The 23,751-nt window shown below is 44.3% G+C and carries 18 protein-coding genes; 2 read left to right on the top strand and 16 right to left on the bottom strand.

What is annotated here, in order from left to right:
* Positions 1-294: 294 nt before the first annotated feature.
* Positions 295-2,355, top strand: a complete 2,061-nt coding sequence (locus tag EHV08_RS00285; RefSeq protein ID WP_126677462.1) for a TonB-dependent receptor — start codon at positions 295-297, stop codon at positions 2,353-2,355.
* Positions 2,356-2,480: 125 nt separating this feature from the next.
* Here EHV08_RS00285 and EHV08_RS00280 read toward each other — a convergent pair whose 3' ends face one another.
* The 8 genes from EHV08_RS00280 to EHV08_RS00245 form a co-directional block, all read right to left on the bottom strand.
* Complete coding sequence (locus tag EHV08_RS00280) at positions 2,481-3,506, bottom strand: asparaginase (RefSeq protein ID WP_126677461.1); 1,026 nt, start codon at positions 3,504-3,506, stop codon at positions 2,481-2,483.
* Positions 3,507-3,722: 216 nt separating this feature from the next.
* Complete coding sequence (locus EHV08_RS00275) at positions 3,723-5,192, bottom strand: Do family serine endopeptidase (protein WP_203227030.1); 1,470 nt, start codon at positions 5,190-5,192, stop codon at positions 3,723-3,725.
* 412 nt (positions 5,193-5,604) lie between these two features.
* On the bottom strand, positions 5,605-6,096 hold the full coding sequence (locus tag EHV08_RS00270; RefSeq protein WP_126677459.1) for a CinA family protein: 492 nt from the start codon (positions 6,094-6,096) through the stop codon (positions 5,605-5,607).
* 13 nt (positions 6,097-6,109) lie between these two features.
* A complete protein-coding gene (gene tsaD / locus EHV08_RS00265; RefSeq protein WP_126677458.1) occupies positions 6,110-7,135 on the bottom strand; it encodes a tRNA (adenosine(37)-N6)-threonylcarbamoyltransferase complex transferase subunit TsaD in 1,026 nt (341 codons plus the stop codon).
* A 7-nt stretch (positions 7,136-7,142) separates the two neighbouring features.
* Entirely contained in the window at positions 7,143-7,997 is an 855-nt protein-coding gene (map, locus tag EHV08_RS00260; RefSeq protein ID WP_126677457.1) for a type I methionyl aminopeptidase, read from the bottom strand.
* 16 nt (positions 7,998-8,013) lie between these two features.
* The gene (locus tag EHV08_RS00255) at positions 8,014-8,418 is read right to left on the bottom strand and encodes a hypothetical protein (RefSeq protein WP_126677456.1); all 405 of its coding nucleotides are present in this window, start codon (positions 8,416-8,418) and stop codon (positions 8,014-8,016) included.
* A 115-nt stretch (positions 8,419-8,533) separates the two neighbouring features.
* Positions 8,534-9,013 carry an SsrA-binding protein SmpB gene (gene smpB, locus EHV08_RS00250; RefSeq protein WP_126677455.1) on the bottom strand — a complete coding sequence of 160 codons (480 nt, stop codon included), beginning with the start codon at positions 9,011-9,013 and terminating at the stop codon, positions 8,534-8,536.
* A 20-nt stretch (positions 9,014-9,033) separates the two neighbouring features.
* Positions 9,034-9,537: a DMP19 family protein gene (locus EHV08_RS00245; protein ID WP_126677454.1), complete on the bottom strand. Its 504-nt coding sequence runs from the start codon at positions 9,535-9,537 to the stop codon at positions 9,034-9,036.
* 72 nt (positions 9,538-9,609) lie between these two features.
* Here EHV08_RS00245 and EHV08_RS00240 point away from each other — a divergent pair, with 72 nt between their 5' ends.
* Positions 9,610-10,863, top strand: a complete 1,254-nt coding sequence (locus EHV08_RS00240) for a type IX secretion system plug protein (protein WP_126677453.1) — start codon at positions 9,610-9,612, stop codon at positions 10,861-10,863.
* A 4-nt stretch (positions 10,864-10,867) separates the two neighbouring features.
* Here the strand turns inward: EHV08_RS00240 and EHV08_RS00235 are convergent, their stop codons facing one another.
* From EHV08_RS00235 to EHV08_RS00200, 8 genes are all read right to left on the bottom strand, one after another.
* Entirely contained in the window at positions 10,868-12,076 is a 1,209-nt protein-coding gene (locus EHV08_RS00235) for a tetratricopeptide repeat protein (protein ID WP_126677452.1), read from the bottom strand.
* Positions 12,077-12,103: 27 nt separating this feature from the next.
* Positions 12,104-13,273: a tetratricopeptide repeat protein gene (locus tag EHV08_RS00230; RefSeq protein ID WP_126677451.1), complete on the bottom strand. Its 1,170-nt coding sequence runs from the start codon at positions 13,271-13,273 to the stop codon at positions 12,104-12,106.
* 34 nt (positions 13,274-13,307) lie between these two features.
* Positions 13,308-15,983 (bottom strand): DNA gyrase subunit A, encoded by a 2,676-nt coding sequence (gene gyrA / locus EHV08_RS00225; RefSeq protein WP_126677450.1) that lies wholly within the window; start codon positions 15,981-15,983, stop codon positions 13,308-13,310.
* Positions 15,984-16,180: 197 nt separating this feature from the next.
* The gene (locus EHV08_RS00220) at positions 16,181-17,038 is read right to left on the bottom strand and encodes a glucosaminidase domain-containing protein (RefSeq protein WP_238987975.1); all 858 of its coding nucleotides are present in this window, start codon (positions 17,036-17,038) and stop codon (positions 16,181-16,183) included.
* 241 nt (positions 17,039-17,279) lie between these two features.
* Entirely contained in the window at positions 17,280-19,220 is a 1,941-nt protein-coding gene (locus EHV08_RS00215) for an NAD(+) synthase (RefSeq protein WP_126677448.1), read from the bottom strand.
* Positions 19,221-19,232: 12 nt separating this feature from the next.
* Positions 19,233-20,468: an S-adenosylmethionine:tRNA ribosyltransferase-isomerase gene (locus EHV08_RS00210; RefSeq protein ID WP_126677447.1), complete on the bottom strand. Its 1,236-nt coding sequence runs from the start codon at positions 20,466-20,468 to the stop codon at positions 19,233-19,235.
* Between the two features lie 15 nt (positions 20,469-20,483).
* Positions 20,484-21,170, bottom strand: a complete 687-nt coding sequence (locus EHV08_RS00205; protein ID WP_126677446.1) for a phosphatase PAP2 family protein — start codon at positions 21,168-21,170, stop codon at positions 20,484-20,486.
* Positions 21,171-21,175: 5 nt separating this feature from the next.
* The gene (locus tag EHV08_RS00200) at positions 21,176-23,737 is read right to left on the bottom strand and encodes a BatD family protein (RefSeq protein ID WP_126677445.1); all 2,562 of its coding nucleotides are present in this window, start codon (positions 23,735-23,737) and stop codon (positions 21,176-21,178) included.
* Positions 23,738-23,751: the final 14 nt, after the last annotated feature.

Below are 23,751 nucleotides of genomic sequence, written 5' to 3'. Positions count from 1 at the left end.
ATTTCGATAATTCCGAAATCGCAAATAAAGATGTGGCAAATATAAAAGAAAATATTTACAATTGCAAATATTTTGATAGAAAAGTTCTATTTTTAACATTTCGGGAATGTTATAAAAATAAGAAATATTCTGTTTTCATAAGAAACTGATATGAAAACAAAAAGGTGGAACATGAAGGTGAGTGGAAAACAAATAAAAGCAATAAAATCATTCCACTATCTTTGTCATAATGGATTAATTTGCTAACTTTGCGGCCGCATTGCATGTTGCGATGCTTGAAAACAATAATTTATAATGTACAAAAATCGTTTTAACAAACGCGAGACTATCACGTTCAGGCACTTTCTGAACAAAGGTTACGCGCTGTTCTCCTGCCTCGGCAAGGAAGTCATAGTGGGCACATTGAGCATAGCCACACTGACGTATGCCAAGGCCGACGGAATCAGTACGCGCCAATCTGACATCGATCCTATCATCGATGAGAAGGAAGTGACACTCGAAGAAGTGGAAGTGAATGGCTCGCTCGCACCGCTTTCATCAGGAAAAGCGGCGAGAATGGTTACTGTACTGACACGCAAGGAAATTCAAGCGGCGCCGGTACAAAGTGTTAATGACTTGCTGAAATATGCCGTAGCAGTGGATGTGAGACAGCGAGGAGCGTTGGGAGCACAGACCGACATCGGCATCAGAGGCGGCACACAAGAGCAGGTGGCTGTGCTGCTGAATGGCATCGACATTACCGACCCGCACACAGGACATAACTCGGTGGAATATCCGGTTGACCTTAGCGAAATTGAAAGGATAGAAATTATCGAAGGACCTGCAAGCCGACTGTTCGGAACATCAAGCCTCGTTGGAGCAATAAACATTGTGACGAAATTGGCAGATAAGAGCAGTATCGACCTTAACACGGAGGGTGGAAGTTTCGGATATTTCACCATCGGAGGAAGAGCCAACGCAAGAACAGGAAAATTCAACAACCAAATTAGCGGTAACTATAAGCGGAGCGACGGATTCAGTCGTGCAAAATCGGGAGCATTAAACGCTGACTTCAAGGGTGGAAAGGCTTTCTATCAAGGCAGTTTCGACGACCGCAACATAGGAATAAACTGGCATGGCGGAATGAGCATCAAGGACTTCGGTTCTAACACGTTCTACGGAATAGGCAGCGACACGCAGTTTGAACATGTCTCAAAGACATTCGTGGCACTGCAAGGAGAGAGCAAGCGGTTGTGGATGCACATAAAGCCTGCGGTTTATTGGAATCGCACGTTCGACAGATTCGAGTATTTCAGAGGCACTACAAAGCCGGTGCCGTATAACTATCACCTAACTAATGTGTTCGGTGCCAGACTGAATTTTTATTTCGACTCCTCCATTGGTAGAACGGCTTTCGGAGCAGCATACCGCAACGAAGACATAGTGAGTGGAAATCTTGGCGAACCGCTTGCAAACCCCAAGCATATCAGCAATACCGACCGCGACTATACTCACGGACTGAACCGCTCGGACATCAGTTTTCATCTCGAACATAACGTGTTGCTGAAAGATTTCACATTGTCTGCAGGTTTCGTACTGCTTAAGAACACGTGGAACAAGCGACATTTCGGTTTCTATCCCGGAATAGATGCAAGTTACAGATTGGGAGAGCATTTCAAGTTGTTCGCCTCATGGAATACATCGCTCCGCACGCCATCGTTCACGGAAATGTATTATAACGTTGGTGAACACATACCAAACCCTTTGCTCAATCCGGAAGAACTGAGTGCCATTGAGGGTGGCATGAAATACACAGCACGCGGCATCTATGGAAGCGTGAGTGTTTATCACAATCGCTATAAGAATATGATAGACTGGATTGCTGATGACACCGGTGAGAAACGAGCATGGCGAAGTGTAAACTTCACAAAGGTAAATACCATAGGCGTGGAAAGCAATATACGCTTTGACCTGAAAGAACTGCTACCGAAACAGAACATGCTGAAAAGCCTGCAGGTTGCTTACAACTATATAGACCAGAACAAGTGCGAGGTGGAGAATATCATCACCGAGAGCAAACAGGAGTATCTGCGTCATAAATTTGTTGCGACACTACAGATGCACCTCGTGGCAAGTCTTGACTTGGGACTTAACTACCGTCACCAGAAGCGCAACGGCTCATACACCGACCGTAACGGCAAAAGTCAGAAATATAATCCATACTCATTGCTTGATGCTCGCTTGTCTTGGAACAAACCGCAGTACACAATATATGCTGAGGTGAACAATCTAATGGACAAGAAAGATTATGTTGACTTTGGCAATATACCACAACCCGGACTTTGGGTAACAGCGGGAGTGACAGTGAAGATATAATCCGAAAAGCAAAAAAACAACTAATCCCAAGGATAGGATATGACAACACTTGAGTATGTCATTCGCTATCCTTGGGATTACTCATTATTATTATGTGGGATGTAGAGAAACTTTTCTACAAGATTCTACAAAGAAATCTCCCCTCTGAGGTTTTGTTCCATCTTTTCTCTTACAATCTCCGGGTCACGATATTGTCCCAGAAGAAACATCAGTTTTGCAACGGCACTTTCAACGGTGCTGTCATATCCGGATATTACGCGGGCGTTCTTCAGTTGATAACCAGTGTCATAACGTCCCATCTCAACCGTTCCTTCTGCGCACTGACTGATGTTGACAATGTTCACTCCACGGCTTGCGGCATCACGGAGCATATTCATCAGACACGGACGTTGCGGTGCATTGCCACTGCCATAAGATCTCATTACTATGGCTCTCAATTCCGGAACGTCAAGCGCATGTTGCACTATATTGTCTTGAATACCGGGGAAGAGAGTGAATATAACAACGTTAGGGTCGAGATCGAAATGAGGAATCATAGGCTTGGTGTAATCGGGCTTACGTATATATTCCTCATGATAGACTATGTTTATGCCGGCATCGGCAAGGTGTGGATAATTGAACGAGTCGAAAGCATTGAACCCATCTGCATTTACCTTAGTGGAACGGTTGCCTCGAAGCAACCTACCACTGAAATAGATACATACTTCCGGAACCATGGGTGAGCCATCGGCATGCTTAGCGGAAGCAATCTCTATACTCGTGATAAGATTTTCCTTGCCGTCTGTGCGCAACTGTCCGATTGGCACCTGACTGCCCGTAAGCACTACTGGTTTTGTCAAGTTTTCGAGCATAAACGACAATGCGGAGGCGGTGAATGCCATTGTGTCCGTGCCGTGCAGAACCACGAAACCATCATATTCATCGTAATTATCAGATATGACGCGAACCAACTGCGACCACTGCAATGGCGACATGTCAGAAGAGTCGATTGGCGGCGCAAACTGATAAACCTCTATGGCTGTCGGAATCTGTCCCAACTCCGGCATCTTGTTTGATAGTCTGTCGAAGCGCAATGGTTCCAATGCACCGGTCTTTGCATTGCAGTCCATGCCTATCGTACCGCCGGTATAGATGATAAGTACTTTGTTCATAGTATATTACAAGGTTTATCTGGATTTAAGTAAATATTTTCTGCAAATATAGTTCAAATATTCCTATCTCGCAAAAAAATCATGTATATTTGCAAAACATTAAGCAAACAATTCCGGTTCGGCAATGCTGGCACATTCTTTCATGAACGATAAAACGAAAAATGGCTGCGCCTCTGTTCGAGATGCGCAGCCATTTTGTTTGTTATCGGAAATGTTTTACTCATTGTTCAACGGCACTGCGATATAGTCAATCCTACCCGATGGTTGTATTCCCTTTATCTGTAATACCGGTTCATCGCTCTTCGATGCAGCCTTTACTTCTTTTTGCAGGTCGCTGACGCTCTTCATCGGCTTCTTGTTCACGTTGAGAATGATAAAGCCTTTATTGATGCGGCCTTTCATAACACCGCCGGTAATGTTGACAACCTTCAAACCGTATGAAATCTCAAGTTCTCTCTTTTCCTGGTCGTTCACCTCGCGGAAGGTGGCACCGAGAACATCCATGTCGGCCTCTTTCATTATCTTGGTGTTGCCTTGAGAATTCTTCAGCATAACATCGGTTGTTTTCTTGCTCTTCTTACGCAGGTAAGTAATCTTCACATTGTCGCCCGGACGTTTGTTGGCAAGGAACTCTTGCAGTTCGGCCATCTTCGTAACCTTCTTTCCATCAATGGCTATTATGACATCACCGGTCTGAAGTCCGGCATCTTCGCCCGCACTTCCGTCTTGAACGCCGGCTACATATATACCATCGTTGGTGCCAAGATCCACTTCGTTGTCCTTGCGTTTCTGCTCATCTATGTAGTTATGCACGTCAGAACCCGTTATACCTATTACCGCACGTTGAACAGTACCGTAAGTTTTAAGGTCTTCAACCACCTTATTCATTATCGTAGTTGGAATGGCAAAACCATATCCGCTGTAATTTCCTGTTTGTGAATACAGCATGGCATTGATACCCACGAGTTCGCCACTTGTATTGACAAGAGCACCGCCCGAATTTCCTGAATTGATTGCGGCATCCGTCTGAATGAAACTCTCAACACCGTTAGCACCGAGACTTCTCGCCTTTGCACTGACGATACCGGCTGTCACGGTTGATGTGAGATTGAAAGGATTACCCACTGCAAGTACCCACTCTCCTACCTTTATTTTATCGGAATCGCCTATTGGCAGTGTCGGCAGATTCTTTCCATCAATCTTTATAAGGGCGAGGTCTGAAAGTTCATCGGTACCGATTATACGTGCCGAGAACTCACGGTTGTCGTTAAGCGTTACGGTAAGTTCGTCCGCACCGTTCACCACGTGATTGTTGGTAACGATATATCCGTCAGAAGATATAATGACTCCCGAACCTGATGCCTCGCGCTTCGGTGTCTGTACCTGACGACGTTGCTTGCCACCTTGACCACCGGGATTGCCAAAAAAGCCGAACGGATTGAAAAAATCTTCAAACGGATTAGAATCAACCTCAACCTCTCTCACCTTGCTGTTCTGAACATACTTGATGTGTACCACCGCAGGGAGAGCCTTATCTGCTGCGTATGTCAAATCCACAGGCTGTCCCGGAACAGGTGGTAACGTTGCTGCCGAAGAAGCGGCATTGACTCTAATGAATGCCCCGGCTGAAAATGCAAGGGACACAACTACTGCTGAATAGAGAAGAATGTTTTTGAACCTTTTCATTGTCATTGTCATTTTATAATATTTTTAAAATTCTTTTTTATCGCTGTTGCAAATATAAATGCAAAAAATGTGTCACGTGACAAATTGTCGTATCTTTTGTTCTCTTTTAACAATAACAACTTTGCTTTAACGGCATTTTGCTATCAATGTATTGATGTTGAAAAAATAAAAAAGTAAAAAACAGTTCTGAATGTTAAAAAATGGGTTAAAACAGAAATACGGCATATAGGCATAAAAACTCCTCACGGAATGTGAAACCTGCTGTTCGATTGCTAAAAAAATCATTGCTAAACGCTTTGTCAAATAGCAAACAAAAAAATGTGGGGTAAAAACAATTATCCCACGCTTCATGATAACAGATGAAGCGTGGGAAAAAGATGGTTATTTCACGGCTCTATCGTTTACGATTGCTTCAACCCTTGTCGGCAAGATATTTCAGAAAAAGTTGCAGAGCCTGATTGGTGGCATTAGAGATATTGAGGTCGCGCCCCTCATCTTCTGTTATTTTCAGTGTCATCACATCGCCCTTTTTACCGCATGCGACAAATATTGTGCCTACGGGAATCTCCGGAGTACCACCCCCCGGACCCGCAAAACCGGTGGCCGCAATGGCATAATCAACGTTGAGAGCATCGCAGGCACCTTCTACCATTGCCGTTGCCACCTCGACACTTACGGCATTTTTTTCATCAATCAAATCGTGGTCAATGTTTAGAAGTCTCTCTTTTATCTCGTCTGAATATGAAACGATGCTACCCTTAAAATAGTGTGACGAACCCGGAGCAGCAATTATAGCCTCGGCAATGCGCCCTCCGGTACAACTCTCTGCCGTTCCAATAGTGTTGTCTTTTTCGTATAACAGTTGATGAATTTCCCTGCTAAGTATTCTGCTTTCTAATTCCATAATGGTATTTATTTTATTTGAATGTCACTTTAGAGAATGCCGGTTTGTCTATGCTACAGAAATCACGGTCAAGATATTTGCAATATCCCGTGATACCTATCATCGCGGCATTGTCTGTGGTATAACTGAATTTCGGTATATATATAGTCCAACCATAACGCTCGGCATTGTCGTGGAAAGCATTTCGCAAGCCGTTATTGGCACTCACTCCTCCGGCCAATGCCACATGCTTTATCCCTGTCTGCTTCACTGCAAGTCGCAACTTCTTCATCAATATATTGACAATGGTATGCTCAAGTGATGCTGCAAGATCTTCCTTGTGATGCTCCACGAAATCCGGATCTTCTTTTACCCAATCCCGAAGGTTGTATAAGAACGAAGTTTTCAGTCCACTGAAACTATAGTCAAGTCCCGGAATATTCGGCTCGCTGAACTTATATGCTTCCGGATTGCCTTGACGCGCCAACCTATCTATTATCGGGCCACCAGGATAACCAAGTCCCATGACCTTAGAACATTTGTCTATAGCCTCGCCTGCGGCATCGTCTATCGTCTGTCCGAGCACCTGCATATCATTATAAGCATTCACCTTAACTATCTGCGAGTTACCCCCGCTTACTAACAGACATAAAAACGGCAGTGGCGGAGCAGTGTTGTCATCATCGCTTTCTTTAATAAAATGCGCCATGACATGTCCCTGCAAATGATTCACATCGAGCAAAGGAATCTCAAGTGAACGTGCCAATCCTTTAGCAAAACTCACACCAACGAGCAGAGACCCCATAAGTCCCGGTCCGCGTGTGAATGCAATAGCCGACAGTTGCTCTTTCTCTATATTTGCACGTTTCAGTGCTTGATCGACAACCGGAACCACATTCTGTTGATGCGCACGCGATGCCAGTTCGGGCACCACACCTCCGTATGCCTTATGAACATCCTGCGATGCGGTAACATTGCTCAACAACACTCCGTTGCGAAGAACCGCAGCAGAGGTGTCGTCACAACTGCTTTCTATACCTAATATATATATATCGTTCATATTGATTTCAATAAGTAAGTATTTCCACCCCCTCCTCTGTCATGAGGAAAGTGTGTTCCCATTGTGCACTCGGCATCTCGTCTTCCGAAATAACCTCCCATCCATACGGGTCTTCGGCATCAGTGAACACTCGCCATGTTCCCATATTCACCATAGGTTCGATAGTAAACACCATGCCCGGCACAAGCAACATGCCCGTACCTTTTCGTCCATAGTGCATCACATCAGGTTCTTCATGGAAAGCGTTGCCCACACCATGACCACAAAGGTCACGCACGATGCCATAGTTATATTTCTTGGCATGCTTCTGTATTGCATTTCCAATGTCTCCCACAAAACAGTATGGCTTTGCCGCCTCCATTCCTATCTCAAGACATTCCTTTGCCACACGCACCAGTTGTTCTTTCTCAGGAGTTGTCTCTCCGATAATGAACATTCGCGAAGCATCGGCAAAATAACCATTGAGAATTGTCGTGCAATCAACGTTTATGATGTCACCCTCCTGAAGAATATCCTCCTCTTTCGGAATACCATGACACACAACTTCGTTTATACTTGTGCAAACGCTTTTTGGAAAGCCTTCATAGTTTAGCGGAGCCGGTGTCCCACCGTGTAGCGTGGTATAGTCATAAACAATCTTATCGATTTCGAGTGTTGACATACCCTCACGTATATTCCTCGCCACCTCATCAAGTACTGCGGTATTAAGTTTGCCGGCTTGTTTTATGCCTTCAATCTGTTCGGGAGTCTTTATCAACTCTCTCGTCGGCACCTCTTTTCCCTTGTTCTCCCAGTACATCACCCGTCTGTCAAGTTCGGTGATTTCCTGACCTTGCACAAGATGCCATCTCTTTCTTTTCATAAACGTGAAAATTACATCAGTTTATCTCAACCGGTTTTTCCGAAAGATAATATGTCCAGTTATAAATATCTGTTGTCGAGAAGAAAATAATCTGATATTCCAGTGCCGGGTCAACATCTTTCCAGTGCTTGAAACTCACAACGTATGTTCTGCCGGCAAGATCTGTGGCATCATATTGCACCGCAGAATAATACTTATTCTCTGTAACTTTCTTGCCGGAGAGTGTAAATTGCTTACCATCTATGGTCATAGCCTTGTCTCCATCACGCACAATCAGCAAGTTCACCTCATGCAGTTGGTTCGTATATACACGTGTCTGTTCATTCTTTTCCGCACTATAAACTATCTTATAGCGTGTCTTCGCAAATCCCGAAGAAACAACGAATAATGCTACTATCGCAGCTAATAACAATCTTTTCATAAATGTATTTTTACAAGTTATACCTAACATTTTGTTATCACAATAATTATATATAATCACTTCTTATTTTTATTTTCAGGGCATCAGGACGATATGCGACAGCAGACAGCAACGGTCAATACCTCTTCACGGCTCTGTCCATCTCGCGCCGGTCTTCCTTTTCTTTCATAGTCTGCCGCTTATCATACAATTTCTTGCCTCGCGCCAAAGCCACATCAACCTTTGCACGTCCCTTATCATCAATGAAAATGAGTATCGGGATGATGGTATATCCGGGAGTTTTGGAAGCCTCTTCAAGCCTGTTTATTTCTCTTCTATTGAGAAGAAGTTTGCGCTCACGCTTACTTTCATGATTACTGTAAGAGCCATAAAAATAAGGTGAGACATTCATTCCCTTAACCCATATCTCTCCATTGTGTATATAGCAATATGCATCAACAAGCGAAGCCTTTCCCATTCTGATAGACTTTATTTCAGTGCCCGTAAGCACAATGCCTGCGGTCAGCACGTCAACGAAATAATATTCGAATGATGCTTTCTTGTTTCTTATGTTTACAGGACTCTTCTTCCTGAGCAGTTCTTCTTCCTTGTTCATCTTTTCCTAAACCACATCCATTAAATAATCTTGGCGAACTTCTCGATATTCGAATCTATATAGTGGGCAATATCCTCTGTCCATCGCTCTTCGTTCTCGACAAATCCGTCATCATAATCGTCAAATTCAGGATATTGCTCGAACATAGCCATGAACTCATCGTCCGTGCAGTCTTTTTCTATCTCATCGTGATATTTTGCATATAACGTATGAACATCATATACCATGCGGCACAAATCCTTCATTCCCCACGCTTTAACAGCCTTAGCAAAGGGATTCTTGAATATGAAACTACCATAACCGTTATGTATAAGTTGCACGAAACCTCCATTCATCACCTCCTCACGCAGCACTATATAAGCTAACAAGGTGATTTGGTCGGAGTTGAGTTCTTGCATCATTTCTTGGGTTAGTTCACCACCAATAGACTTATAAATGGCATCAACAAAAACCTGAATAAACTCATCCATTCCCTTAGCGGCAGCCTCCTGAAGGTCAATGTCTCTTACTTCTACCTGAATCATAACAACTTTTCTATTTCACGTGCAAAGTTACAATAAAATTCCATATATCTGCGTTATATAAAGAAAAATATTATGTATAAGATTGTTTACGCCCTACTGCTTGCCATAATGCTACCTAATGCCGCTACCGCGCAGAGAAACGAAATATACAATGACCGCATCGCCACTCTTAAAGTGGTGGCAGGGACTAATTGGCAACTCCCCCCGGTGATAAGGCTGAACAGCACCAGCGAGGCTGACTACATAAATATTTCCTTTGACGACCTGACTCACACATACCAAAGATACACATACAAGATTGAGCATTGTGAGGCCGACTGGACTGTTTCGGACGAGTTGTTTGCAAGCGATTACGTGGACGGATTTGCCGAAGGTAACACTATAGAGGATATGGAAGAGTCTCTGAACACCAATGTCTTATACAATCATTACTCGATTACCATACCCAACAAATATTGCAAGTTGAAACTAAGCGGCAACTACAAAGTGACAGTCTATGACGAAAATGCCAACAACGAACCGATGTTCACCGCATGCTTCATGGTTCTCGACCCACAGATGGGTGTATCGCTGAACGTTTCATCAAACACCGACATAGATATCAACAATAGTCACCAACAAGTGACAATGGCCGTAAACTACGGTGGCATCACCGTGAGCAATCCTCAAGCACAGATAAAGACAATTGTGACACAGAACCAAAGATGGGATAATGCAAAAATCAATGCCACACCGCAATTCAAAATGGCAGACGGATTGAAATGGGAACACAACAAATACCTTATATTCGATGCCGGAAACGAGTATCACAAATATGAAATATTAGACACACATCATCCTACAATGGGCATAGAGAAGATTGAATGGGACGGAAAGAACCATAACGTGTACCCCTTTGCATCAGGAGAAAGACTCAACTATCTGTATGACGAGGATGTCAACGGAGCATTCTATATTCGCAACAGCGACAACATCGAGAACGACAGAACGTCAGAATATGTCCTCGTTCATTACCGATTGCACTGTCCATATAAAGTTAATGGGAACGTATATATAAACGCTATTTGGACAAACAACCGCTTCATTCCAAAATACAAAATGGAATATAACGAAGAAACCTCATGCTATGAGGCCACGGTGCAGCAGAAACAAGGATATTATAGTTACCAATACGTTTTGGTTGACCCGTCGGGTGTGTCGCGCATCATGCCTACAGAAGGCAGTTTCTATCAGACAGAAAATACCTATCAGGCATACGTTTACTATAAAGGACAAGGCGAACGCTACGACAGATTGGTGGGTTACCAAAACGTTCAATACAAATAATAAGTTATGAATGTTTTAGCATTGCATCTATTTCCTCAAACTCCTTGCCCATGTTAAGTTTCAGATAGATGTTATAAAGTGCCGCACCCCATTTGTCCTTATCTTCGGGACACAACGACCTATACCTGTCCATATAAGACAACGATTTGGAATAGAAGTTCCTTATCTGTTGTCTTTTTTTGTTATTTCCTCTGACCTTTTCCATAGATAACGCCTTGTTGATGTATGCCACGCCGGCATTATAATACGCCTCAGAAACCGAGTCGTTAATGGCTATGATTCTGTCACACAACTCAACACACTCGTCATATTTGCCCAAATTGAGCATTATATTACTCTTGGCATAGAGATACAGCGTCTCGCAACTATCCTGTGCCAATGCTGTATCGACAATACTTATTGCCTTTTCAAAATCAGATGCTCCGTTGTAATAATCAATTAAGTGTGTGAAAAAATAGCCTGAACGAGGGAATTCCTTTATACCGGCATTGAGGATTGAAACATATCCTGTAGTATCGTTCACGAACGAATAAGTCTCTGAAAGACATTGCATGGTGCGTTCAAGCATTCCCATATCTTTCATCGCAAGTTCTTTGTAGCGTAGTACAACACCTGCATTTTGCATCTTGTACCCACAGTAGAGTGCACGCGATGCCGCCATTGGTGCCAACTTGTCTTTACCTGCCAAATCATACCCCGCGAACAAAGGCTGCGAATGGCAGTCCAAATAAGCATCGAACATCAAACGCGCTTTATTAAAATCATTTCTCTTGAGCAGAAACAACCCTCCATTATACAGATTTACCCTATACGTGTTCAGATATTCTGCGTTCTTGGCTCTTATCTTATCATTGTTTTCCTGCTTCTTGCTGTATTTTACAAGAGCACTGTCTAATTTCTCATAAACGTCAAACATCTTTTTGGTGGTATTGAAAAAGGCTACCGTGTCATACGGTTGCCTGAGATATACTTTCTCATTCACCTGTTCATACTGCTTTCTAACAATCTCTGCAAGTGTTGTATATATCTTTATATTCTCAATATTAGCACTGTCGGTGAGCAATTTCCTCATCGACTCCTCTGCCTTATCAAGATTTTTGCCGCTCTTAATATTAGTCCGTGCCTGAGCGATCTCTTTCTTCTGAGCGTTCATGCACGGACCTAAGATTGTCAAGAGAAGCATTGTCAGAAACAAATACTTCTTACGTGTCATTCTTATTGGGTTATTATTCTTTATCTATTACGGCAAAGCCTGTATTTCCTCAGACTTGGCATTGTCGCCGAGGATGTAATAGCATTGCGCCAACGGATATCTCCACTGAACGAGTTCGTGGTTAGGATCCTGTTCACGGATAATATTAAGGTTTGCTATTGCTTCGTTAATCAAAGCCTTTGCCTCGTCAGTAACATTACCACCGGCCTTATCAATGATAGTCATTGCCTTCTCTTTCTGACTTGCCGCGAGGTTAAAACGAACCTGAGTGAATGTCGGGTCTATCGCAACAGCCTTTGCATTTGCAGCAATGGCAACATCATAATCCATGCTGTTGAGAGCGGTCTGACCTTTCAATGCCCATGCCATCTTGTTGTTAGGATTGGCAGCAATGGCACCTTCGAGAATCTTATTCACCTCTGCAGCATACTGCGGTGCAGAATAGAAAGTAACGATTTTACCCAAAATTGCATCATCTGCCTGGCCTGCCGGGAACTTACCGATGTATTCTTTCATCGTGTTTACGAAGTTGACAGAGTCTTCCTTTGACTTAACTTCCTTCTCCATAGCACTCAAGAAAAGATGCATTGATGTAGCACCGTATGTAGAATCGTTAAGAGCATATACAGAGTATTTCTTAACACTCTTCAAATCGTTAAGTTCTGAAGCACCGTATGTTGCGAAATATGCTATCTGAGCAGCATTCGGATCCATCTCAACCTTACCGTCATAAACGATTTCGGCAGCATCAACATAGAGTCCGAGGTTTGAGAGAACCTTGTTATAATCCTTTGAATCAAGACCTTCCTGACCGCCATCAAGCAACATTGCGCGAGCCTTGTTTATCTGCTCAACATACTTGATTGCTGCTTTAGAATTTACATGACGAAGAGATAATGCAGAGTTGATAAAGTTACGAGCAGACATATATGCCCTGTTTGCATCAAAAGCGTCGGGGGCGATGTCTTTCTTGATGTAGTTGTCTTCCTCTGTCGAGAACTCCTTTGCAGCAAGGTCACACACCTTTGTAAGAACCTTACCCTTGTCTTCATCGCTCAAGGCATCTATGCCCTGATTAACAAGTTCCATGGCATCGTTGTATGTCTTGGCTTTCTTAACCAACTTGACGATGTCCGTCTGTGCATTGGCTGATGCAGCAAACAAAGCAGCAACCGCCATCATTATTAATTTCTTCATAATAATTAATTAAAAAAAAGGTTGATATTATTCATTATTGATTATCATTCTCCGTCTCTTCAAAGTCAATCGGAGTGATGTTTTCATTCTCGTCATCTATCGGAAGATTGGCTCTTTCGTCATCAGACACTACAGTATCTCCCGCAATTCCGGTCTCGTTCCTGAACGCCTCATTGCTCTGTGCAAACGCCTCACGGCTCTTTTGCTCGGCAAGAGCCTCCAGTTCCGAACTCATGACCTTACATACACTTGCTATGACATCATTCTTTTTCGAGAGGTTTATCAGCCTTACGCCTTGGGTGTTTCTACCCATCACCCTACACTCGCTCACGGCAAGTCTTATGGTGATACCGCTCTTGTTGATTATCATCAAGTCGTTCTCATCGTTAACGTTCTTTATTGCCACGAGGCGACCGGTCTTTTCGGTTATGTTCAAGGTCTTAACGCCCTTCGCTCCACGGTTGGTGACACGATATTCCTCCACTTGCGAACGCTTGCCATAGCCATTCTCGCTGACCACCATGATGCTCTCTTCGTCAGGTTTGTTCACAACAACCATACCAACTACGGCATCATCGCCCTCATCAAGACGCATACCTCGCACACCGGTAGCCACACGTCCCATCACGCGGACAGCATTCTCGTTGAATCTTACGGCTCTTCCGTTACGGTTGGCAATGATTAGTTCGTTCCGGCCGTTAGTAAGTCTAACGTCAACAACCTCATCGCCCTCGGTTATATTTATCGCAATGACACCGTTTGCACGCGGACGAGAGTAGGCCTCAAGCGAAGTCTTCTTCACCAAACCATTCTTCGTGGCGAATACTACATAATGAGAGTTCACGAACTCTTGGTCATCAAGTCCTTTGTTGCGCAGTCGCATGAATGCCGTAACCTGATCGTCAGGCTCAATATTGAGCATATTCTGAATTGCCCTTCCTTTTGAGTTCTTGTCGCCCTCCGGTATATCATAACACTTCAGCCAGTAACAACGACCTTTCTGTGTAAAGAACATCATGGTCTGATGCATCGTTGCGGGATAGATATATTCGGTGAAATCCTGTTCACGGCTCTTCGCTCCCTTGCTTCCCACTCCACCTCTTGTCTGTTCGCGGAAATCCGAAAGCGGTGTGCGCTTGATATATCCGAGGTGGCTAACGGTAATTACCACGGGATCGTTAGGATAGAAGTCTTCGGCGTTGAACTCATGTTCGTCAGGCACAATCTGTGTGCGACGGTCGTCCCCATATTTCGCTTTAACCTCCTGAAGTTCCTCTTTCATCACTTTCTTGCATAGTTCCGGGTCATCAAGAATGCTTTGCAGATACTCAATCTGTTTCATCAGTTCGTCAAACTCGGCATGCAACTGATCCATGCGCAATCCTGTCAACTGCGACAGACGCATGTCAACGATAGCCTTCGACTGTAATTCGTCAAGTTCAAAACGCTCCTCAAGATTGCGCTGTGCATCAGCCGGAGTCTTCGAAGCACGAATTATTTTCACCACCTCATCGATGTTGTCGCATGCAATAATCAGTCCTTCCAATATATGCGCACGCTCTTGAGCCTTCTTTAGGTCAAACTTCGTTCGGCGTATTGTAACCTCATGTCTGTGTGCAACAAAGTAACTGATGCACTCGCGCATCGTAAGCAGTCGCGGATAGAGTTTAGTATGGTCGTTACGACTGGGCACCAACGCAATGTTATTTACAGAGAAAGAACTCTGTAGAGCAGTCATCTTGAACAGTTTGTTCAGAATGACATTGGCATTAGCATCTTTCTTTATGTCAATGACGATACGCATGCCTTGTCGTCCGGTTTCGTCATTGGCATTTGAAATGCCCTCAAGCCTTCCCTCTTTCACGAGGTCGGCGATATATTCTATCAGTTGCGCCTTGTTTACTCCATACGGAATTTCCGTTATGACAATCTTGTCGTGGTTCTCGTCGCTCTCTATTTCTGCCTTTGCACGCATCATGATGCGACCGCGTCCTGTCTCGTAAGCCTCCCTAACGCCCTGTAGTCCGTATATATATGCACCGGTAGGGAAATCGGGAGCGGGTATATATTTCATCAGTCCGTCGGTATCAATCTCCGGGTTGTCAATAAATGCGCAGCATCCGTCAACCACCTCACCGAGATTATGCGTCGGCATGTTCGTTGCCATACCTACGGCAATACCGTTTCCACCATTAACCAACAGGTTTGGAATCTTCGTCGGCATCACGCTCGGCTCCGTCAGTGAGTCGTCGAAGTTGCTCACCATATCCACGGTGTCCTTCTCCAAGTCGTCCATGACGTGCTCGCCCATCTTCGAGAGGCGGCACTCTGTGTAACGCATGGCAGCAGGCGAGTCACCGTCAACAGAACCGAAGTTTCCTTGTCCGTCAACAAGCGTGTAACGCATATTCCATTCCTGTCCCATGCGCACCAATGCTCCATATACCGAACTGTCGCCGTGCGGGTGGTACTTACCAAGCACCTCTCCAACTACACGGGCACATTTCTTATACGGTTGGGTACTAACATTGTTTATACCCTTCATTCCGTACAATATGCGTCGGTGCACCGGTTTGAATCCATCACGTACATCCGGCAGGGCACGTGCCACGATTACCGACATAGAATAGTCGATATAGGAGGTTTTCATCTCCTCCTCAATGTTGATTTTTATAATCCTGTCCTGGTCAAATGTCTGATTTTCGTCCATCTTATCTTATATTGTTAATTTCCTTAAAAATGCCCTTAGAGAGCGTTTAAACGCGTTCTGATGCGTTTTTCGAGCCTTTAAAACATGGCAAAGTTAATACTTTTTCCCGATATACGAAAACATTTAAGCCTAAATTTACGCATTTAAAAGAAAAAGAATTAACATGCCCGCACATTATGCAATATACGTTTGTAATATCAACGTATTCGCAGTTTGTCGCCCACCTTGACCATATAGTCAGGCGGAAGGTTGTTTATCTTATACAGTGTCTTCACCCTCATCGCGTATATCTGTGCTATGGAGTGAATGCTCTCGCCTTCTCTCACTTCGTGATACTTGCCTTTATACACCTTCGAGGCATGTTTCGACTTCTTTTCAAGATATATTGGAGAGCCGGGCTTCAACCTCATCTTCCTTGGAATCTCATTATATTTTGCCAACCTTCTCACAGAGACACCGGTCTTTTCACTGATTGATTCCAGCGTTTCACCATCCATTACAACAACGTATGGAGTATTGTTGCATATCAACACCTTGAACTCTTCTATCGTATCAATAGGTTTATGATGCTGCCGTTTGCTCTTATCGTAATCGTAGAGTTGATATTGCTCGATTATCCTTATCAATATGTCTGCGTATGCAGGGTTCGTGGCATAGCCTGCGGCCTTAAGTCCCCTTGCCCAACCACGATAATCCGACTTTGACAGCGAGAAAAGACCCCTGTAACGTTGACCTTTGACGAGGAAAACACTATGGTCTTCATAACTTTGGCGCACATTGTCGTATGCCCTGAAACACTCACCTGCGAGGTCATCGTCATGATATATCGTCCTTCCTTGCCATCCATGACACTTTATGCCGAAATGGTTGTTACCGTTACGAGCCAACTCGCTCTGCCCTGCCCCACTCTCTATGAGACCTTGGGCAAGCGTTATGCTCGCAGGTATTCCGTGAAGTTTCATTTGTTCCATTGCCAAACCGGCATATCTTTCGATGTATTTCAGATACGCAGGGTTAAGTCTCGCGTTCTGTGCATTGCACTGAATTGCGACCACAAGTATAAGTAAAATTCTAAAAACGTGACGCATGGGGATTTCGTTTAAGTTTCACATTAGTTTTATTATAACATCATCAGCACTCCGTTTCTTTGCTTTCATACAGCAATTTACACTAATCATATCGTGCAATTTGGCGAATTTGAAAAGCAATTCGGGCGAAATTCATCTGCAAATTCGGCTGTTTTGGTCAGCAAAATCGCCTGTTTTACAATACGCCGGGTATGCCAATGTAGAGGTATCAGAGTTTCCATAGGTCGGAAGAAGCATCTGATGGCATGCGCCAGTCGCCCCGCGGGCTGAGACTGACACTGCCAACCTTAGGGCCGTCGGGCAGACACGAGCGTTTGAACTGCTGCGAGAAGAATCGCCTTATGAACACGTCAAGCCAGTGCTTTATTGTCTCTTCGTCATATTTCTCGTTGTCTGTTCCGGTCTTGAAAGCATTTAGTGCCAATAACAATATCTTTTCAGGTGTGAAGCCGTAGCGCAACATGTAATACATGAAGAAATCATGCAACTCGTAAGGTCCCACAAGTTGTTCGGTCTTCTGTTTTATGTTGCCACCCGCATCGGCAGGTGTAAGTTCCGGGCTTATCGGCGTGTCTATGATGTCGAGCAATGTGTCGCGCGACTTTTCATCAATTCCGTCACTCTCTGCCACGCTTCTCACAAGGTAGCGTATAAGCGTTTTCGGAATGCTTGCATTGACTCCATACATCGAGATATGGTCTCCGTTGTATGTTGCCCAGCCAAGTGCCAGCTCCGAAAGATCGCCGGTTCCGACTACCAATGCCGACTCCTTATTGCTAAGATCCATCAATATCTGAGTACGCTCACGTGCTTGTGAGTTTTCGTATGTAACATCATGGTTATCAACATTATGTCCAATATCCTTAAAGTGTTGGGTAACAGCCTCTGCAATACTTATCTCGCGCATCTCTATGCCTAACGACTCCATTAGCGAGAGGGCGTTGCGATAAGTCCGATCTGTTGTGCCGAAGCCCGGCATGGTTACTCCGAGAATGTCTTTTCGCGACATTCCCAACTTATCGAAAGTCTTCACGCACACGAGCAATGCAAGCGTACTGTCAAGTCCTCCACTAATGCCGAGAACCACACGCTTGCATCTTGTGTGCACAAGTCGTTTGGCAAGTCCCATCACCTGTATGTTGAATATCTCGTCACATCTGTCTTGCAGTATTTCCGTTGATGGCACGAACGGTGTGGGGTTGATGTCTCTCAAAAGATGGAAAGTGCTACGCTCGCTTGTATTTGGCAGACATTCTATCACCCTCGGTTCTTCTTTTACAAGAGCCTCGGATGCTGCGAAGATGTTGTTGAGTCGTCTTTCCGAGCGCAAGTGTTCAATGTCTATCTGTCCTACAACGAGTTGCGGGTCTATCGAGAAACGCTTGCCATGTGCTATCATTTTACCATTCTCGAACACCAAGGCATTTCCGGCAAACACAACATCTTGCGTACTCTCGCCAAATCCGCAAGAACTAAATACGTAGCCGCTGATGGTGCGTGCGCTCTGTTGTGAGATTAGGTTAAGCAGATATTCATGCTTGCCTATCAGTTCGTCTGATGCCGAGAGGTTGAAGATGATGTCTGCACCCGAGACGGTCAGAATATTGCTCGGCGGTATGGGGCTCCAAAGGTCTTCACACACCTCTGTTCCGAATATCACTCCATCGGATGTGCGGAACAAAGTGGGTCTCCGGGATATAATAACCTGCTGTTTGGCGTATGTGATTATTGTTTCGCAAGGGATGTCGCGAGCCGAAGAGAACCAACGTTTTTCATAGAACTCGGAATAGTTGGGCAGAAACGTTTTCGGAACAATGCCCAGCAAAGTGCCTCGTTGTATCACTGCGGCACAGTTCAAGAGCAACGAGCCCACTATCACCGAAACTCCAATGATGACAATAATGTCTGACGAGCGGGTGTGCTCGACAATCCTTTCCACCGATTTTTCGGCCTCAACCAACAATAGTTGCTGATGAAAAAGATCCTGACAGGAATAGGACGTGATGCCCAACTCAGGGAAAACAACTATCTCAACACCTTTTCCGTCGGCTTCGTCTATTAGTCGTATAGTCTCTGTCGTGTTAAATTTACAATCGGCAACCTTGACTGACGGTATGGCCGAAGCAACTGTTACAAATCCGTATTTCATAGGGTCTATATTTTAAACATTATCCGTTGGCGGTATCAAAAGACTGCTGTCGCCATAACTCAAGAAACGGAAATCGTGAGACAAGGCATAGTCGTAAACCTCGCGCCAATGTCCTTTCAGAAACGCACTGACAAGCAACAGTAATGTGCTTTGCGGTTGATGGAAATTGGTAATCAGTCTTCTGACATATTTATACTCATATCCGGGCGCAATGATTATCTGTGTGCTCGTGTGCAATGACGAGAGATTGTTACGGTCGAGATAGTCAATGATGTTCTGCAAAGCGTCTTTCGGCGAAACGGTATGGCTTTTCTCGTAAGGCTCCCACTGGTTTACGTGGAGTTGTTCCTCCGGAATTTCAGGGTTTTCGGCAAGTTTTGAGCCTATGAAATATAGGCTTTCAATGGTTCTTACGCTCGTAGTGCCTACTGCAACGACCTCTGCGTCATGGGCAACGATGCTCTCCAGCACCTCACGTTTAACGCATATATATTCCGTGTGCATTTCATGTTCACCGATTTCGGCCGACTTCACCGGCTTGAACGTTCCTGCTCCGACATGCAGTGTCACCTCCTGACGCTCTATTCCCTTGTCATCAAGAAGTTTAAGAACATCGTCACTAAAATGGAGTCCGGCCGTTGGAGCGGCCACACTGCCTTTTATCTTTCCATATACGGTTTGATATGTGGTCTTGTCGCTTTCCTCTGTATCTCTGTTAAGATACGGAGGGATGGGAAGTTCGCCAACGGCTTCAAGTATTTCGCTGAACGAATAGTCTTCACAATCCCACGAGAAACACACATTTTCATACTGTGAAGATTCTGCTTTCTCTCTCTTTTCAGCCTTTAAAACCACTGTTTTATCACCAATCTTTATCTCACGGACGAGCGTTTCACCCTTCCATTTCTTCAGATTGCCTATCATGCAAAGCCAAGAGCATGACTTTTTCTGTAAAAAAATGCGTTCGTAATCGGCCGGAATGTATGGTTCGAGAAGGAAAACCTCAATCAACGCACCTGTTGTTTTGCGGAAATGAAGCCTTGCCTGTATCACTCGCGTGTTGTTGAAGACCATAATAGAACCGCTTGGGAGATAATTCGGAAGATTGTAAAAAGCATCTTCACCCAATTTCCCATCCTTATACAACAACAGTTTGCTATGGTCTCTCTGCGACAAGGGGAACTTTGCTATCCTCTCATCAGGCAGTTCGTAATTGAAGTCTTCTATTTTTATTTCTCTTGTAATCATTGTCCGTTACGTTATTCATACGAAGATTGCCGCTATTGAAGCGACAAGCAACGTAAACATCATTATATTGAATATCAAATGAATGTCGTTATAGTTATATCCGGTTGATGTGTATTGGCTTGAGATATAGTTCATGTTGGTGGATATTTTCACATATACCTTATTATATATTATATACACGATGAAGCCCACCGATGCTCCGCAAAGCAAGCCTACAAGAATATCACCGGGATAATGGACACCGAGATAAAGTCGGGTATAGCAGTTCAGTAACGACCATAACACCATAAGACATGACAGCATCTTACTTCTGAACAGCAAGGATACGAACGTAGCAATGCCCATTGTGTTGGCAGCATGGCCGGAGAAGAATCCGAACTTGCTTTCTCTGAATCCGTTAACGACATCGATACTGTATTTTATTATTGGGTCGTTGGTAGGTCGCCAACGCTCAAAGTATGGCTTTGCCAGCACATCGGCAGCCAGACTCGTAAGCAATACACACACTATCGCTGCACCTATTGCCAGCAATATCTGTGGCATTGTTTCGTTGTTCTTTATTATCACGACAACCAAAGCCAAATACAGAGGCACCCAAGTCAGGGCATTGGTGAGCACAAGCATAAGTCCGTCAACATATAGCGAGTCGCTGCCGTTGAAGAATGTCAGTATCGTTTGGTCGAGTTTTATAAGTTCTTCCATCTGTTTTAAATTCTTTCCAGCACTTTGTTAGACACCCATCCCTCCTTACCGTTGGCAATGTGTATGCACTTCCAGTCGTTCATTGAGTCATCTATAATCTCTACTTTCGTTCCCTCGTGAATAAGGAATACATCGTTTCCGCTTGTCTCCGGACTCGATTTGACATTGGCCGAGGGTGAGATAATCACGGCACCCGTGCGGTTTACGAGCATTGTGCGTTGTCGGTAGGCGAAGATATTAGACATGATGAACAAGAGCAGCATTGCCAATCCTGCGAAAAATCCTATCTTACGCAACCACACACGAGAAGAGAATATATATACGAAAGCCAGGCACAAGGCCGAAACAAGGGCAACAAGTGCAATGTAGGCCCAACCATCAACGTTGGTAAGACTTACCAAAGAACGATACCATGTCACGAAAAACATCTCGCTCTCCGGCGCAATCTTGTCTATTGTCTTTGAACGTGCAAGTTGCAGATTGAAACGTATGTCTGCATCTGCAGGCGATAACAGAAGAGCACGTTCATAATTAATTATTGCCTTTGTTATATTATCCGAGCGGTAGTATGCGTTGCCCAAGTTGTAATAAACGTCCGAACTCACGCCATTCTTCAGCATTTGTTCATAATAGTTTATTGCCTGTTGGTAATTCCCTTTACGGTATGCGTTGTCAGCAGAAGCCTTCAACGAACTTCCGGCATACGCTGAAAGCGGCATTAAGAGCAAAATCAAGAGTGACAAGGTTGCACCCGCTTTCTTGGCTTTCTTCACCGTTTCTTCTATCTTCATTATTGCAGTCATTGCCGATTCGAATGTCTTGTTCATGTTTCCTTTTGCATCACCGGGGGCATAACGTTGGTACTCACACTCATCAAGTGCACCTACAAAATTACTTATAACTGTCTCTTCGACACCTTTTTCATTAAGAATGTCATTGATATTCTCACGCGAAAGATGCTCCACCGGGATATTGAACTTGTCACCAACATATCCCCACAATGCTCTCAACACCTCATCATAAAACTCTGACGAGCGGTTGGCAAGCATCAATGAGTTGGCCACTCGCAATCTCTTGGTCGCCACCTTGTTCGCTTTCTTACCACGCATCATAACCACATTGGCATTGTTCAAGGCTCGTTTTCTGAACATGAACATCAGCGTGAGGAAAACAAGCAGAAGTACGCTTATTATCAACAGGTAGGCCAACGAACCGAAGAAGAAAGCATCAGAAGCCTCCACTTCAACGTCCTTTTCCTTTATCGGTCTGATATCTTTATTCTTTATATCCATGAAATCGTCAGACTCGGCAGTACCATCGCCCTGTTCCACGGTGATGTTGAACGACTGTGTCTTTATCGTCTTATATGTCTTGGAACCGGTATCGAAATAGGTGAACTCTACTGCCGGTATCGTGTAATTGCCCGGATTGCGAGGCACTGCAAGGAAATCGTAAATCATATTACCATCAAGACCTGTGCTCATGAGTATCGTCTTGTCTGTCACCTTCGGGTCGTACTTGTCAAAGTCTTTCGGGAAAACCACCGTTGGCCGCTTTATAAGTTTCAGGTTTCCGTTACCACCGACTACAACACGCAACGACAATGGTGTGCCGGCCTTTACGACATTATTGTCCAACTGAGCCGAGATATTGAATTTTCCCACTCCTCCAGAGAACCCGGCAGGCTTGGCAGGCAGTGGTTCCACATTAATGGTGATGCCGGGAGCATTGATGCTTCGTTTCACTTCAACATATCCGGAACCTCCATTCAGAAACGCTTCGAAAGGATCTACGTTTCTGTTCTGCTGCACCACAGTACCATTAAAAGTGATACTCGGAATCTCAAGTTTGCCGGTCATCTGTGGATACATTACATACTGACTCCATGTGACACAACGATAATTGCGCCCATTCAAGTTTTCTATATGGAAAGACTTCTGCTGAGGCAACTTCACCTCTTGTGTATGAAAGCCTGTAAGATCGGGCATCTTACCCTCAAGTTGACTCAAATCTACCAACGTATATACTTTATATGTAAGCAACACAGGCTCTTGCTCATATACACGTGTCTTGTTTGCGCTTACCTTTATAAACAAGTCGCTACCGGATATTGGTGTACCCGCGCTGTTAACTCTTCCCGATGGTTCGCTGTCATCATGCATACGCGGTGCTCCACCGGTATTTGCGGCCGTACCCGAAACATTTATTTTAGCGGCAGAAGAACTGATTGTCTTACCTCCAACAGTCAAACGGGCGGCAGGAATGGTGTAATTACCGGCCTTGCTCGCACTCACAATGAATGTGAACGTTACCGAACAACTACTCCTTGTATGACCATTTGTCATCTGATAACTTGCCTGTTCCGATTTATACGGCCCTGCTATCAACTCCAATCCTTCCGGAATATTGCCCAAACGCAGTTCTCCCGTGCTCTGCGCATTTATGGTGTACGACAATCGGAAGTTATCACCGGTCGTAACATGTGACGGCGCATTGACAGTAAGTGTTTGTGACCGTGCAGTCACAAACATTACAAGTAAAGCCAAAAGGGTGAAATATTTTTTCATAAATGACCAATCTA

It is taken from the genome of Prevotella koreensis (genome assembly GCF_003977605.1).
Lineage (GTDB): Bacteria > Bacteroidota > Bacteroidia > Bacteroidales > Bacteroidaceae > Prevotella > Prevotella koreensis.
Note: the sequence above shows the minus strand (reverse complement) of the source record. Positions and strands in the feature narration are given on the sequence as shown.

Coding starts and splice junctions, on each gene's coding strand:
- EHV08_RS00255 (WP_126677456.1), bottom strand. CDS start 8,418: ATGAAAAGATTGTTATTAGCTGCGATAGTAGCATTATTCGTTGTTTCT.
- EHV08_RS00270 (WP_126677459.1), bottom strand. CDS start 6,096: ATGGAATTAGAAAGCAGAATACTTAGCAGGGAAATTCATCAACTGTTA.
- EHV08_RS00275 (WP_203227030.1), bottom strand. CDS start 5,192: ATGAAAAGGTTCAAAAACATTCTTCTCTATTCAGCAGTAGTTGTGTCC.
- EHV08_RS00280 (WP_126677461.1), bottom strand. CDS start 3,506: ATGAACAAAGTACTTATCATCTATACCGGCGGTACGATAGGCATGGAC.
- EHV08_RS00245 (WP_126677454.1), bottom strand. CDS start 9,537: ATGATTCAGGTAGAAGTAAGAGACATTGACCTTCAGGAGGCTGCCGCT.
- EHV08_RS00285 (WP_126677462.1), top strand. CDS start 295: ATGTACAAAAATCGTTTTAACAAACGCGAGACTATCACGTTCAGGCAC.
- EHV08_RS00200 (WP_126677445.1), bottom strand. CDS start 23,737: ATGAAAAAATATTTCACCCTTTTGGCTTTACTTGTAATGTTTGTGACT.
- tsaD (WP_126677458.1), bottom strand. CDS start 7,135: ATGAACGATATATATATATTAGGTATAGAAAGCAGTTGTGACGACACC.
- gyrA (WP_126677450.1), bottom strand. CDS start 15,983: ATGGACGAAAATCAGACATTTGACCAGGACAGGATTATAAAAATCAAC.
- EHV08_RS00240 (WP_126677453.1), top strand. CDS start 9,610: ATGTATAAGATTGTTTACGCCCTACTGCTTGCCATAATGCTACCTAAT.
- EHV08_RS00230 (WP_126677451.1), bottom strand. CDS start 13,273: ATGAAGAAATTAATAATGATGGCGGTTGCTGCTTTGTTTGCTGCATCA.
- EHV08_RS00210 (WP_126677447.1), bottom strand. CDS start 20,468: ATGATTACAAGAGAAATAAAAATAGAAGACTTCAATTACGAACTGCCT.
- EHV08_RS00205 (WP_126677446.1), bottom strand. CDS start 21,170: ATGGAAGAACTTATAAAACTCGACCAAACGATACTGACATTCTTCAAC.
- EHV08_RS00235 (WP_126677452.1), bottom strand. CDS start 12,076: ATGACACGTAAGAAGTATTTGTTTCTGACAATGCTTCTCTTGACAATC.
- map (WP_126677457.1), bottom strand. CDS start 7,997: ATGAAAAGAAAGAGATGGCATCTTGTGCAAGGTCAGGAAATCACCGAA.
- EHV08_RS00215 (WP_126677448.1), bottom strand. CDS start 19,220: ATGAAATACGGATTTGTAACAGTTGCTTCGGCCATACCGTCAGTCAAG.
- smpB (WP_126677455.1), bottom strand. CDS start 9,013: ATGAACAAGGAAGAAGAACTGCTCAGGAAGAAGAGTCCTGTAAACATA.